This is a genomic window from Aeromonas sp. QDB30 (assembly GCF_027707645.1).
Taxonomy (GTDB): Bacteria; Pseudomonadota; Gammaproteobacteria; order Enterobacterales; family Aeromonadaceae; genus Aeromonas; species Aeromonas caviae.
Genome location: NZ_JAPCIY010000009.1, coordinates 24,548 through 36,925, shown reverse-complemented (window position 1 = coordinate 36,925; position 12,378 = coordinate 24,548). Strand labels below are relative to the sequence as shown.

Genomic DNA, 12,378 nt, shown 5'->3' with positions numbered 1-12,378 from the left:
TCCTTAACGCGAGCGGTTGCGCCGCCCATCTTTTCGGTTAGCCTGCACCACGGGGACTGGCATGGCCAGCGGGGCAAACTCTTTCATCACCCGGCGGTAAACCTCCCGCTTGAAGGAGACGACCTGACGAACCGGGTACCAGAAGCTGACCCAACGCCAATCATCAAATTCCGGGTGACCATGACAGCCAAACTGGATCCTGGACTCTTTGCCAGGATCGAGCTGCAACAAAAACCATTTCTGCTTCTGGCCAATACAGACCGGTGAACTGTCCCAGCGGACGAGTCGTTTGGGTAAGCGATACTTCAGCCAGTTGCGACTGGTCGCCAGTATGGTCACATCGTCCTGCTTGAGGCCTATCTCCTCATACAGCTCACGATACATGGCCTGTTCCGGCGATTCACCATCATCAACCCCCCCCTGCGGAAACTGCCAGGAGTGCTGCCCATAGCGCTTAGCCCACAATACTTGTCCGTCACGGTTACAGATCACGATGCCGACATTGGGACGAAATCCGTCACCATCTATCACGTGATCACCTTATAAAGGCTGAATCTATAACGAGATTGTTCCACATTCACCCCGTGGCGGCAAACAGGGACTGTCATCTTCCATTCATGAATAACTTGGCATTTCAAGCAAAGTTATAAACAAATTGAAGGTTCATGCTAGGCAAGTTGCCCACCCAGACTGTGCATAAACCTGTGATCAAGCAGGTATATACAGTAGTTTTATACTGTGGCATTGCACGGAAGCATATCATACCCGATTCACTTAAAAACAAAATATACATTTAAATACATAAGGTTATAGTTTAATTGCTGGATCAAGATCCATGTCTTTTGCCTAAGAGGATCCAGCCTGTCAATTGTGAACAAGTTCGACTGCTCAAAGATCCACCAAGACGGATTTATCCACAGATATGGCGCATTATCTGCACCGAAATGGCGCTGAAAATCGGCGTACTCTCACATTTATTTCTGGTGCCACGCTTCCTTTCACCACTTTACGCCAGTTATCCAAGATTTCTGTGGATAACTGTGTGCAACAGCTCGCACAAACCCTTGGACAACTCGTTTATGCGGGGAACCGGCGGGCCAACATACTGGATAAATAAAGTAAAACCCTTTAAAATCATTTAGATATGTTGAATTCTGTCACCCATATCTCCCTGTGTATAGTCGGGCGAGGATCGGTTATAAAATCAGCGATACCATGCAAGGATCCGTATTGCGATGTCTATTATCTCCAGAGGAGCCCTCATGCCCGCCAATCCCCAGTCAGAACAAGAGCTGCTCAGTCGAGCCTACGCCATGGCTGGCTTCACTCTGGCCCAGCTTGCCGCAACGGCAGGCATCCTCGTACCGCGGGATCTCAGACGTGACAAGGGTTGGACAGGGCAGTTGATCGAGTGGCAGCTGGGGGCCAGTGCAGGTAGCCGTCCCGAGCAGGATTTTCCGGATCTCGGTATCGAGCTCAAGACGATCCCCGTCGATCCTCAAGGGCGCCCGCTGGAAACCACCTTTGTCTGCGTGGCCCCCCTCATCGGAGTCAGCGGCCAGCGCTGGGAGGAGTCGAACGTGCGTAACAAGCTGTCGCGGGTGCTCTGGATCCCGGTGGAAGGCAGCCGCGACATCCCTGTCGGCGACCGTCGCGTCGGCATGCCGCTGCTGTGGAGCCCGAATGAAGAGGAAGAAATACTGCTGCGCCAGGACTGGGAAGAGCTGATGGACATGATAGTGCTGGGGGAAGTGGAGCAGATCAGCGCCCGCCACGGCCAGGTATTGCAGCTGCGCCCCAAGGCGGCCAACAGCAAGGCGCTGACCCGCGCCATCGGCCGCAATGGCCAACCCATCATGACGCTACCACGGGGCTTCTACCTCAAGATCGAGTTCACCCATCAACTCCTGCAGCGCCATTTTGCCCTCCCCCTTTGATCCTGTTTATCAACATCCTTGTCATAAAGTGATATAAAAATAACCAGCGCTACTTTCTTCGCAGCCAGTGACAAGGAGTCCATATGCCGATCAACAAGCAATTTCTCAAATCGCGTCCCGAGGTCAAGGTGACCTTTGCCGTCGAAAAGGAGGCCGCCGGTGATACCGAGCAGGTCTTGCTGCTGGGTGAATTCAGCCAGTGGCAGCCCATTGAACTGAAGAGGATGAAAAACGGGGAGTTCAAGGCGACACTCAACCTGCCGACCGATGGCCCCAGCCATTTCGAGTATTGCTATCAGCTAGTGCAACCCGATGGTGAAACCCTTTATGACAACGACTGGGAGGCGGACGACTATGTGCCTGGCCCCTTCGGGCGTGACAACTCGGTGGTGCGGGTCAGCCAGCCAGGTTGAGCTGGAACACCCGAAAGCGGATACAAAAAAGGCTCGCCATTGGCGAGCCTTTTCACTACCTGTCGAGCTTTTCGCCGACATACCGACACCAATTCGAATCGAATTAGTTGAGCTTCTCTTTGATACGAGCAGCTTTGCCGGACAGGTTGCGCAGGTAGTACAGTTTGGCGCGGCGAACATCACCACGACGCTTCAGTTCTACACTGTGGATCAGCGGAGAGTGAGTCTGGAATACACGCTCAACACCTTCGCCGTTGGAGATCTTGCGAACGGTGAAAGCAGAGTGCAGACCGCGGTTACGCTTGGCAATCACGATGCCTTCGAAAGCCTGCAGACGCTCTTTACCACCTTCTTTAACACGAACTTGAACACGTACGGTGTCGCCCTGGGCAAAAGCCGGGATGTCGGTACGCAGTTGCTCTTGTTCAAGCTGCTGAATAATCTTGCTCATTGTCTTTCCTTACCTAGGATAAACTGAAAACTCTACTTAACGCTGTCACGCACTTCGCGGACATACTCGGCAAGAAGTGATTCTTGCTCGTCAGTCAGAGCTAGGTTGTTAATAAGTTCCGGCCTTCTCTGCCAGGTTCGTCCGAGCGATTGCTTGAGTCGCCAGCGCCGAATCACTTCGTGATTGCCGCTTGTCAGCGCCTCGGGCACCGTCAGCCCATCCAACACCTCCGGCCGAGTATAGTGGGGATGATCCAGCAGCCCATCCGTGAAGGAGTCCTGCTCGGCACTGGCCTGATCGCCCAAGACCCCCGGGACCAGACGCGAAACCGCATCGATCAGGGTCATGGCAGGCAACTCACCACCACTTAACACGTAATCCCCGATAGACCACTCTTCGTCGACTTCGGTTTGTATCACGCGCTCATCGATACCTTCGTATCGACCGGCGACCAGAATCAGTTTCTGATTCGTCGCCAACTCGGTCACGCCCGCTTGAGTCAGCTTGCGTCCCTGAGGAGAGAGATAGATGACTTTCGCCCCGTCTCCCGCCGCTTGCTTGGCTGCATGAATGGCATCACGCAGCGGCTGAACCATCATCAACATGCCGGGCCCACCACCATAAGGACGATCATCGACCGTACGGTGTTTGTCGTGGGTGAAGTCCCGAGGGTTCCAGCACTCAATTTGCAGCAGGCCACTCTTGACGGCCCGACCCGTTACCCCGTGCTCGGTAATGGCTCGGAACATTTCCGGGAAGAGGCTAATGACCCCAATCCACATAAGAAACCTCCGGCACCCGTGTTAGCGCGGGAAACTAGAAACCAGGATCCCAATCAACTTCGATTGTTCGAGCAGTCAGATCAATATTCTTGATCACCTGCTCTTCCAGGAACGGTATCAACCGCTCCTTTGCACCAAAGGCATCTTTTACATTGGCCTCAACCACCAACACATCGTTGGAGCCGGTTTCCATCAATTCGGTCACCTTGCCCAGGTCGTATCCCTTGGTGGTTACCACGGTGCAACCAATGAGGTCACGCCAGTAGAACTCCCCTTCGGGCAACGCAGGCAACAGATCGGCGGGGACGCCAATCTCGACGTTGGTCAATGCCAGGGCATCCTCACGCACATCGATACCATCGAGTTTGCAGATCAGACCCTTGTTGTGACGCTTCCAGGATGACACCCGGATTTCACGCCACGCCCCGTTCTGATTGATCAGCCAGGGGTTGTAATCGAAAATCGCTTCGGCAACATCGGTGAAGGAGTTCACTTTAAGCCAGCCCTTGATCCCGTAAACGGTTCCCAGGGTGCCCAGAACTACAGGTTTTTCCACCTTAACTCCCTACCGTTTGGCTGATTAAGCAGCTTTGGCAGCGTCTTTGATCAGCTTGGCAACGCGGTCAGAAACAGCGGCACCAGTAGCAACCCAATGCTCGATACGAGCCAGGTCCAGGTTCAGCTTTTCAGCGTTACCAGCAGCAACCGGGTTGAAGAAACCGACGCGCTCGATGAAACGACCGTCACGGGCGTTACGGCTGTCAGCAACTACTACCTGGTAGAACGGACGCTTTTTCGCGCCACCACGTTGTAAACGAATGGTTACCATATCGTCCTCATAAACATCTAATGAACAAGGCCTGCAAATACGCAGACCCTAGCTTAAAATAAGCCGCGTAATTCTACTTGGATTCGTAATAATTGCAACCAAGCCAGCTATTTTTTGCGCAGGGATTGGCATGAAAAAGGCTCACCAGGGTGAGCCTTTCTACCTGACCAGCAGGAAAATCAGAACGGACCGCGACTGCCACCACCGAATCCGGGGGGCAGCATGTTCTTCATCTGGCCCATCATCTTGCGCATGCCGCCCTTGCCGGACATTTTCTTCATCATGCGCTGCATCTCGGTGAACTGCTTGAGCAGCTTGTTCACATCCTGGACCTGCATGCCGGAGCCCGCAGCGATGCGGCGCTTGCGGGAGCCCTTGATGAGATCGGGATGGGCACGCTCTTTCGGCGTCATGGAGCTGATAATGGCCTCCATCCGCACGGTGAGCTTGTCATCCATCTGATCCTTGATGTTGTCCGGCAGGCCGGACATGCCAGGCAGCTTGTCGAGCATCCCCATCATGCCACCCATGTTGCGCATCTGGGCCAGCTGCTCACGGAAGTCTTCCAGGTCGAAGCCCTTGCCACTCTTGACCTTGCTGGCCAGCTTGGCCGCCTTCTCTTTATCGACGTTGCGCTCCACCTCTTCGATGAGAGAGAGCACATCCCCCATACCGAGGATGCGGGAGGCGAGACGATCCGGGTGGAACGGCTCCAGCGCGTCGGTCTTCTCGCCCATACCGATGAACTTGACCGGTTTGCCGGTGATGTGGCGCACCGACAGTGCGGCACCACCGCGGGCATCACCGTCTGCCTTGGTAAGGATCACACCGGTGAGCGGCAGCGCCTCGTTGAAGGCCTTGGCGGTATTGGCAGCATCCTGGCCTGTCATGGCATCCACCACGAACAGGGTTTCGACCGGCTTGATGGTGGCGTGCAGATCCTGGATCTCCGCCATCATTTCACCATCGACGTGCAGACGACCGGCAGTATCGACGATCACCACGTCATAGAACTTCTTGCGCGCCTGATCGATGGCAGCAGTGGCAATGGCGATCGGTTTCTGGCTGGCATCACTCGGGAAGAAGTCGACACCGATGTCGCCCGCAAGGGTCTCAAGCTGCTTGATCGCCGCCGGACGGTAGACGTCCGCACTGACCACCAGCACCTTCTTCTTGCTGCGCTCCTTGAGCAGTTTGGCCAGTTTGCCGACCGTAGTGGTCTTACCGGCCCCCTGAAGACCTGCCATCAGGATGATGGCCGGCGGCTGGGCAGCCAGGTTGAGCTGTTCGTTGGCCTCCCCCATCACGGTGACCAGTTCGCCATGGACGATCTTGATGAAGGCCTGGCCCGGGCTAAGGGATTTGGCCACTTCCTGGCCCACGGCTCGTTCCTTGACGCGCGCCACGAAATCGCGCACCACCGGCAAGGCGACGTCCGCCTCGAGCAACGCCATGCGGACTTCGCGCAGGGTATCCTTGATATTCTCTTCGGTCAGACGGCCGCGGCCGCTGACGTTGCGCAGGGTGCGCGAGAGTCGTTCAGTCAAATTCTCAAACATGACGCTTTCCGGTTCTTGGCGTGACACTGGGGGCATTATACCCCGGTCAGCACTCTAGGGACGATTACTCGCCGCTTGCCGCGGCGGCCTGCCATCGAACGGGCAGGTCAACAAATGGAGGGCAGTATACCCCAGTCAACGCCGGAGGACGATTATTCGCCGCACGGTGACCATCAACGCCTACTTATATGTGGGCAGTTAGCCTCTGGCACAACTGGCGAGCATATCTTGTGCAAGGTATACTGCCCCTCTTATCCATAAAGCTTGTTTGACAACGACCTGGTTATGATCGTGATCTCTGTTCTGGCCCTGGCGTTTTACCTGCTGGCCATCATCGCCTCACTGCACATGCTGCTCAGCGCCAAGCCCGTCGGGCAAGTATCGCTGTTCGCCTGTGTCGGCCTGGCCCTGACCGCCCATGGCATGGCGGTGGGCAGCGAAGTGCTGGTCACCCATTCCGGCCAGAATCTCAGCATGTTGAACGTGGCGTCCCTGGTCAGCCTTATCATCAGCTGCTTCATGACCTGCGTCACCCGACGCTTCAACGGCTGGATCCTGCTGCCCGTCGTCTACAGTTTTTCAGCCCTGCTGCTGGCGGCCAGCGCGCTCATTCCCGGGCGCTACATCACCCATCTGGAAGCGCACCCCCAGTTGCTGCTGCACATAGGCCTCGCGCTGATGGCCTATTCGGTACTGATGATCGCCTGCTTGTTTGCCCTCCAGCTTGCCTGCCTGGACAGGCAACTGAAATCCAGAAAGATCAGTCACCTGCCAGCCATGCCACCCCTGATGACGGTGGAGAAGCGCCTGTTTCAGCTCATTTCCGCAGGTCTGCTGCTGCTGACTCTCTCCATCGCATCCGGCCTGTTCTTCCTGGAAGACATGTTTGCCCAGGGCAAGTCCCACAAGGCCATCCTCTCTATCCTGGCCTGGTGCGTCTACGCTCTGCTGCTCTGGGGTCACCATACCCGTGGCTGGCGCGGCCGCAAGGTCATCATGCTGAGCCTCATCGGCAGCTTCATCCTGACACTGGCCTATTTTGGCAGCCGCTTCGTCAAGGAAGTGCTGCTTAGCTGACACACGCACATTCCCCAACCATCCTTACAGGAGCCCTTCTTGGACAGTATCTCAACGAGTACATTGCTGATTGTTCTCGTTATCTTGATCCTTTTGTCAGCCTTCTTCTCCAGTTCCGAAACCGGTCTAATGTCGCTCAACCGCTACAAGCTGCGGCATCTGGCCCAGACCAAGCACAAGGCTGCCCGCCGGGTCGAGAAGCTGCTGGCCAGGCCGGACCGCCTGCTTGGCCTCATTCTCATCGGCAACAATCTGGTCAACATCCTGGCCTCCGCCATCGCGACCATCGTCTGCATCCGGCTGTTCGGGGATCTCGGCGTCGCCATTGCCACCTTCGGGCTGACCCTGGTGGTGCTGGTATTCGGGGAAGTCACCCCCAAGACACTGGCGGCCATGTTCCCCGAGCGGATAGCCTATCCTGCCTCCTGGATCCTCAAGGGGCTGATGGTGCCGTTCGCTCCCCTTGTCTGGCTCATCAACAGCATCACGAACCTGCTGCTGAAACTCTTGCGTCTAGAGCACAACAAGGATGACTCCCTCAATTCCGAAGAGCTGCGCACCATCGTCAACGAGGCGGGCAATCTCATTCCCAAGCACCACCAGGAGATGCTGATAAGCATCCTGGATCTCGACAAGATGACGGTGGAGAACATCATGGTCCCGCGCAGCGAGATCTCCGCCATCGACATCAATGACGACTGGAAGATCATACTGCGCCAGCTGGCCCACTGCGCCCACACCAAGATCCTGCTCTATCGCGACAATATCGATGACGTCGTCGGCTTCCTGCACTCACGGAATGCCCTGAGACTGGTCGCCCGGGATCAGTTCAGCAAGTCCAGCCTGCTGCGGGAAGTCGACCCCATCTATTTCATCCCCCAGGGGACCCCCCTCAACGTGCAGTTGGCCAAGTTCCAGCGCAACAAGGAGCGAATTGGCCTTATCGTCGACGAATATGGCGATATTCAGGGGCTGATCACCCTGGACGACATCCTGGAAGAGATTGTCGGTGACTTCACCACCTCCATGACACCGACCCCGAGTGACGAGATCCATCCCCAGCCGGACGGCTCCTTCCTGGTCGAAGGCTCCGCCAGCATCCGCGAGCTGAACAAGGAGATGGACTGGCACCTGCCCATGGACGGCCCACGGACCCTCAATGGCGCCATCCTGGAGTACCTTGAGGAGATCCCCCAACCCAACATCAGTGTCAGGCTGGCGGGCTACCCTATCGAGATTCTCGAAGTGGAGAACAACATGGTGAAGATGGCGAGGATCATGCCGCACCTGTACCGGGACGATTCAGAGTACGAGGATTGAAAAAAGGCTGCCGATGGCAGCCTTTTTGTTTCACTCGCTCTCGTCATCCGGCTCCAGCACCAGAGTGGGGATGAGCTCACCGAACACCTGCTGCAACTCGTCACGGTTTGCCAGCAAATCCTGCAGCGTATAGCCATCCATCACCGCGAGGAAGGCGTTCATCGCCTCCTTCAAGGCACTCTTGAGCAGACAGACGGAGACGATATGGCAGACCGGGGAGCTGCAGTCGATCCCGTCCAGATTGCCTTCCAATGCCCGGATCACTTGCCCGATATTGATCTCGTCGGGGGAGCGCGCCATGCGGATGCCACCATTCTTGCCACGCTGGGACTGCAGATAGCCCAGTTTTACCAACTGGTTCACCACCTTCACCATGTGGTTGCGGGATACGTCGTACAAGGCGGATACCTTGGCCACGCTCGACAGTTCCCCCTCCGGCAGGGTGGCCAGATAGAGCAGGGCTCTCAATCCAAAATCGGTATAGCTCGTTAGTCTCATAGTGCCTGTAGCGCCTAGCGCGAAGAATTGATGATTGATCCAGATCAATTAAACATTTAGGATGCAACTTAATAAGTGACATTCCAGATGTTCAATTAGAAAGGACCTCCTATGTTAGACCAAGCCACCATCGCCGTCATCAAGAGCACCATTCCTTTGCTCGAATCGGCGGGCCCTGACCTCACACGGCACTTTTATCAGCGCATGTTCAGCCACAATCCCGAGTTGAAGGATCTCTTCAACCTGGCTCACCAGCGTAGCGGGGGACAGCCCTTGGCACTGTTCAGTGCGGTGGCGGCCTATGCCAGAAACATCGACAATCTGGGGGCCCTGGCCGGAGCCGTTGAACGCATCGCCCACAAACACACGGGTTTCCTGATCCAGCCGGAACAATATCACATTGTGGGTAGTCATCTCTTGGCCACGCTCAAAGAAATGGGTGGCAACGCTGTCACGGAGGAGGTACTTACCGCCTGGGGCAAGGCGTACGGTGTGCTGGCCGACATCTTTATCGGCCGGGAGAGCGAGCTCTATCGGGAGAAGACAAGCCAGGACGGTGGTTGGCAGGGAACCCGTCCTTTCATCATCAAGGAGAAGCGTCAGGAGAGTGAACTCATCACCTCTTTCGTCCTGGCCCCCCTCGATGGCAACCCCGTGTTGCGTTTCAAACCGGGGCAATATCTCAGTATCAAGCTGGTTCATCCCGCCCTCGAGCATCAGGAGATCCGCCAGTATTCCCTCTCGGACGCCCCCAATGGCCGCGACTACCGCATCAGCGTCAAGCGCGAACCCAGGGGTCAGGCCTCCAACCTGTTGCATGATCATCTTCACATCGGTGACACGGTCGACATCATGCCGCCGGCCGGCGACTTCTTCCTGCAAGAGGAGACAGACACGCCCGTGGTGCTGATCTCCGCCGGGGTCGGCCTCACCCCCATGCTGAGCATGCTCAACCACTTGCTGGCCGAGGGCCCGGATGTGGATATTCGCTGGCTTCACGCCTGCGAACACGGCGCCCACCACGCGTTCAGGGACGAGATCCGGGCAAAGAGCAGGCAACACGGGAAACTGGAGAGCCGGATCTGGTATCGGGAGCCGGGGGAGCAGGATGTCAAAGGAGAGGATTACGACTTCAGCGGCACTCTGGCACTGGAGCAGGTCACCGACCTCATTCCGGCCGACGCCCACTACTATTTCTGCGGCCCTGTCCCGTTCATGAAGGCAGTCAAAGCTCAGTTGGAGAATGTGGGCGTGCCTGCCGAGCGGATGCACTACGAGGTCTTCGGCCCCCATCAGGGCCTCTGATCCCTCCCCTGACCGGGAAAATGCACAAGGCCCACAAGCACAGCTTCGTGGGCCTTGTAATATCAAAGCGGGCTACCAGAACTCAGTGCATCGCCTTGGCACGGGCGATGGCATTGGCGGGCATCCGGTTGCCGAGCCGGCTGAGCAGGCTCGCCGCCTTCTGGTGCATGGCCTTGTCGCCGATGACGGCGCCGTGCAGCCAGTGATACGCCTCCTCATAATCCAGGGGACTCCCCATGCCCTGCAGCAACATCTCCACCCACTCCATCTGTGCCCGCAAGAAGCCGAGGCTCGCGGCTTCCCGCATCAGGGTCTCGGCCCGCACCAGATCCTTCTGGACCAGGATCCCCTTCCAGTAATAGCGGCCAAGCTGTTCCAGCGCCGGCGCCAGCCCCTGGTTGGCGGCCTCCCACATGTACTGCACCCCGATCTGGGCATCCGGCTTGGTGCAAACTCCCCAGGCCAGCATGTCTCCCCAGAGGAACTGATAGGCAGGGATCTTCATCACCGAGGCCCTCGCCTCGATATCCTGGGTGAGCTGGCACCTGTCCTGCTTCACCCGGGCCAGATGGCGCCCCTGCTCTATCCAGTTGAGCAGTTCGTCCTGGCGATAGAGCGGCACGGCCTGCAACTCTCCCGCAGCAGCGGATGCCTGCGTCGTCGCCCTGGGCAGCGGCGCCGGGGCCGGGGCAGATGCCACGGGGGCGACAGCGGCCGGCACCGCGGTTGACGGCATGGGAGCTGTGGCCACACTGGCCGAGGACTCCGCAACCGGTGCTGGGACCGGGGCGGTCGATGGCAAGGCCGCCGAGGGCGTCGGTGCTGTGGCCGGACTGGCCGAGGGCTCCGCAACCGGTGTTGGGACCGGGGCGGTCGATGGCAAGGCCGCCGAGGGCGTCGGGACGGGAGCGGCCGTGACCGCCGCCGACTGGGGTTGCGCAGCGGCCGAGGTGGGCTCCGCACCCTGCAAAGGGAAGCTGCACACACCGATAATGGCGATGAGGGTTCTTGGTTTTATCATAGGGATCTCCTGCTGCCTTCTGTTATCGGCAGCCAGGGCCATCTCCTTAGCCCGCTACACCCAACCCCGAAAATGACAAAGGGGAGCCTGGGCTCCCCTTGCGGTCGACGTAGCAACTTACTTGACGAAGTCGACGCCCAGCTGGATGTCAGCCTTCAGGGTGGCCAGCATGCTGTCCATCGCTTCCTGCTCGAAGGCGCTCAGCTTGCCGTAGTCCAGCACGGTTTCGACACCGTTCTTGCCGAGCAGCACCGGCTGCGCGAAGAAGGTGGCGTGCTCACCGTTGCCTTCCACATAGGCACACTCGATGACGTTGGCTTCCCCTTGCAGACCCTTGATGAGCGACAGACCGAAACGGCAGGCTGCCTGACCCATGGAGAGAGTGGCGGAACCGCCACCGGCCTTGGCTTCCACCACTTCGGTACCGGCATTCTGAATGCGCTTGGTCATGGCAGCCACTTCCTCAGCGGTGAAGCTGGCGCCTTCAACCTGGGAGAGCAGCGGCAGAATGGTCACGCCACTGTGACCGCCGATGACGTTGACACGTACCTTGTCAACGTTCAGGCCCTTGGCTTCGGCCACGAAGGTCTCGCCACGGATCACATCCAGGGTGGTCACGCCGAACAGGCGACGCTTGTCATAGACACCGGCTTTCTTTAGCACTTCGGCGGCGATGGCGACCGTGGTGTTGACCGGGTTGGTGATGATGCCGATCAGTGCTTTCGGGCAGGAAGCAGCACACTTTTCCACCAGGTTCTTGACGATCCCGGCGTTGATGTTGAACAGGTCGGAACGGTCCATGCCGGGCTTGCGCGCCACGCCGGCAGAGATCAGCACGACATTGGCGCCGACCAGAGCCGGGCTCGGATCTTCACCGCAGAAACCTTTTACTTTCACGTCAGTCGGGATGTGGCTCAGGTCCGCCGCCACGCCCGGAGTGACCGGGGCAATGTCATACAGGCTCAGTTCGGAACCGGCAGGCAGGCGGTTTTTCAACAGCAGAGCGAGGGCTTGGCCGATGCCACCGGCGGCACCCAGAACGGCAACTTTCATGATCAACTCCATGTCTAAGCGTAGGTTTAAGGTTGTTTCTAGTTGGGTTAATGCTGATTCTTATTGTGCGCCTCACCTTAAAGGATCCCCTCCTAAAAAACAATCTGATAACAGTTGTAATCACGGGTTCTGT

General features: G+C 57.5%; 14 protein-coding genes. 5 read left to right on the top strand and 9 right to left on the bottom strand.

Annotated elements, in window-relative coordinates; genetic code table 11:
• Window positions 1–3: 3 nt before the first annotated feature.
• Window positions 4–531, bottom strand: coding sequence for an RNA pyrophosphohydrolase (gene rppH / locus PG896_RS04520; protein ID WP_010673089.1), 528 nt, complete (start codon window positions 529–531; stop codon window positions 4–6).
• A gap of 731 nt (window positions 532–1,262) precedes the next feature.
• Between rppH and mutH the strand changes: the two genes are divergently transcribed.
• The gene (mutH, locus tag PG896_RS04515) at window positions 1,263–1,937 is read left to right on the top strand and encodes a DNA mismatch repair endonuclease MutH (RefSeq protein WP_042878856.1); all 675 of its coding nucleotides are present in this window, start codon (window positions 1,263–1,265) and stop codon (window positions 1,935–1,937) included.
• An 83-nt stretch (window positions 1,938–2,020) separates the two neighbouring features.
• Complete coding sequence (locus PG896_RS04510) at window positions 2,021–2,350, top strand: isoamylase early set domain-containing protein (RefSeq protein WP_270835398.1); 330 nt, start codon at window positions 2,021–2,023, stop codon at window positions 2,348–2,350.
• 103 nt (window positions 2,351–2,453) lie between these two features.
• Here the strand turns inward: PG896_RS04510 and rplS are convergent, their stop codons facing one another.
• The 5 genes from rplS to ffh form a co-directional block, all read right to left on the bottom strand.
• On the bottom strand, window positions 2,454–2,801 hold the full coding sequence (gene rplS / locus PG896_RS04505; protein WP_005313505.1) for a 50S ribosomal protein L19: 348 nt from the start codon (window positions 2,799–2,801) through the stop codon (window positions 2,454–2,456).
• A 32-nt stretch (window positions 2,802–2,833) separates the two neighbouring features.
• The gene (trmD, locus tag PG896_RS04500; RefSeq protein WP_010673086.1) at window positions 2,834–3,583 is read right to left on the bottom strand and encodes a tRNA (guanosine(37)-N1)-methyltransferase TrmD; all 750 of its coding nucleotides are present in this window, start codon (window positions 3,581–3,583) and stop codon (window positions 2,834–2,836) included.
• A 34-nt stretch (window positions 3,584–3,617) separates the two neighbouring features.
• Window positions 3,618–4,139, bottom strand: a complete 522-nt coding sequence (gene rimM, locus PG896_RS04495; RefSeq protein WP_039039979.1) for a ribosome maturation factor RimM — start codon at window positions 4,137–4,139, stop codon at window positions 3,618–3,620.
• 24 nt (window positions 4,140–4,163) lie between these two features.
• Entirely contained in the window at window positions 4,164–4,412 is a 249-nt protein-coding gene (gene rpsP / locus PG896_RS04490; RefSeq protein ID WP_010673084.1) for a 30S ribosomal protein S16, read from the bottom strand.
• Window positions 4,413–4,591: 179 nt separating this feature from the next.
• Window positions 4,592–5,971 carry a signal recognition particle protein gene (ffh, locus tag PG896_RS04485; RefSeq protein WP_104455239.1) on the bottom strand — a complete coding sequence of 460 codons (1,380 nt, stop codon included), beginning with the start codon at window positions 5,969–5,971 and terminating at the stop codon, window positions 4,592–4,594.
• A 285-nt stretch (window positions 5,972–6,256) separates the two neighbouring features.
• Here ffh and PG896_RS04480 point away from each other — a divergent pair, with 285 nt between their 5' ends.
• The gene (locus tag PG896_RS04480) at window positions 6,257–7,048 is read left to right on the top strand and encodes a cytochrome C assembly family protein (protein WP_104456054.1); all 792 of its coding nucleotides are present in this window, start codon (window positions 6,257–6,259) and stop codon (window positions 7,046–7,048) included.
• 39 nt (window positions 7,049–7,087) lie between these two features.
• The gene (locus tag PG896_RS04475; protein WP_270835397.1) at window positions 7,088–8,368 is read left to right on the top strand and encodes an HlyC/CorC family transporter; all 1,281 of its coding nucleotides are present in this window, start codon (window positions 7,088–7,090) and stop codon (window positions 8,366–8,368) included.
• Window positions 8,369–8,398: 30 nt separating this feature from the next.
• Here PG896_RS04475 and PG896_RS04470 read toward each other — a convergent pair whose 3' ends face one another.
• On the bottom strand, window positions 8,399–8,866 hold the full coding sequence (locus tag PG896_RS04470) for an Rrf2 family transcriptional regulator (protein WP_039039978.1): 468 nt from the start codon (window positions 8,864–8,866) through the stop codon (window positions 8,399–8,401).
• A 111-nt stretch (window positions 8,867–8,977) separates the two neighbouring features.
• On the opposite strand from PG896_RS04470, the gene hmpA reads away from it, so the two are divergent.
• Window positions 8,978–10,171, top strand: a complete 1,194-nt coding sequence (hmpA, locus tag PG896_RS04465; RefSeq protein WP_109113234.1) for an NO-inducible flavohemoprotein — start codon at window positions 8,978–8,980, stop codon at window positions 10,169–10,171.
• An 82-nt stretch (window positions 10,172–10,253) separates the two neighbouring features.
• Here the strand turns inward: hmpA and PG896_RS04460 are convergent, their stop codons facing one another.
• Both PG896_RS04460 and mdh read right to left on the bottom strand, forming a co-directional pair.
• The gene (locus tag PG896_RS04460) at window positions 10,254–10,907 is read right to left on the bottom strand and encodes a tetratricopeptide repeat protein (RefSeq protein WP_270835445.1); all 654 of its coding nucleotides are present in this window, start codon (window positions 10,905–10,907) and stop codon (window positions 10,254–10,256) included.
• Window positions 10,908–11,309: 402 nt separating this feature from the next.
• Window positions 11,310–12,245 carry a malate dehydrogenase gene (gene mdh, locus PG896_RS04455; RefSeq protein ID WP_270835396.1) on the bottom strand — a complete coding sequence of 312 codons (936 nt, stop codon included), beginning with the start codon at window positions 12,243–12,245 and terminating at the stop codon, window positions 11,310–11,312.
• Window positions 12,246–12,378: the final 133 nt, after the last annotated feature.

Excerpts from the sequence above, each read along its gene's own strand:
- mutH (WP_042878856.1), top strand. The coding sequence starts at position 1,263 with ATGCCCGCCAATCCCCAGTCAGAACAAGAGCTGCTCAGTCGAGCCTAC.
- PG896_RS04510 (WP_270835398.1), top strand. The coding sequence starts at position 2,021 with ATGCCGATCAACAAGCAATTTCTCAAATCGCGTCCCGAGGTCAAGGTG.
- rplS (WP_005313505.1), bottom strand. The coding sequence starts at position 2,801 with ATGAGCAAGATTATTCAGCAGCTTGAACAAGAGCAACTGCGTACCGAC.
- trmD (WP_010673086.1), bottom strand. The coding sequence starts at position 3,583 with ATGTGGATTGGGGTCATTAGCCTCTTCCCGGAAATGTTCCGAGCCATT.
- rpsP (WP_010673084.1), bottom strand. The coding sequence starts at position 4,412 with ATGGTAACCATTCGTTTACAACGTGGTGGCGCGAAAAAGCGTCCGTTC.
- ffh (WP_104455239.1), bottom strand. The coding sequence starts at position 5,971 with ATGTTTGAGAATTTGACTGAACGACTCTCGCGCACCCTGCGCAACGTC.
- PG896_RS04480 (WP_104456054.1), top strand. The coding sequence starts at position 6,257 with ATGATCGTGATCTCTGTTCTGGCCCTGGCGTTTTACCTGCTGGCCATC.
- PG896_RS04470 (WP_039039978.1), bottom strand. The coding sequence starts at position 8,866 with ATGAGACTAACGAGCTATACCGATTTTGGATTGAGAGCCCTGCTCTAT.
- hmpA (WP_109113234.1), top strand. The coding sequence starts at position 8,978 with ATGTTAGACCAAGCCACCATCGCCGTCATCAAGAGCACCATTCCTTTG.
- PG896_RS04460 (WP_270835445.1), bottom strand. The coding sequence starts at position 10,907 with ATGCCGTCAACCGCGGTGCCGGCCGCTGTCGCCCCCGTGGCATCTGCC.
- mdh (WP_270835396.1), bottom strand. The coding sequence starts at position 12,245 with ATGAAAGTTGCCGTTCTGGGTGCCGCCGGTGGCATCGGCCAAGCCCTC.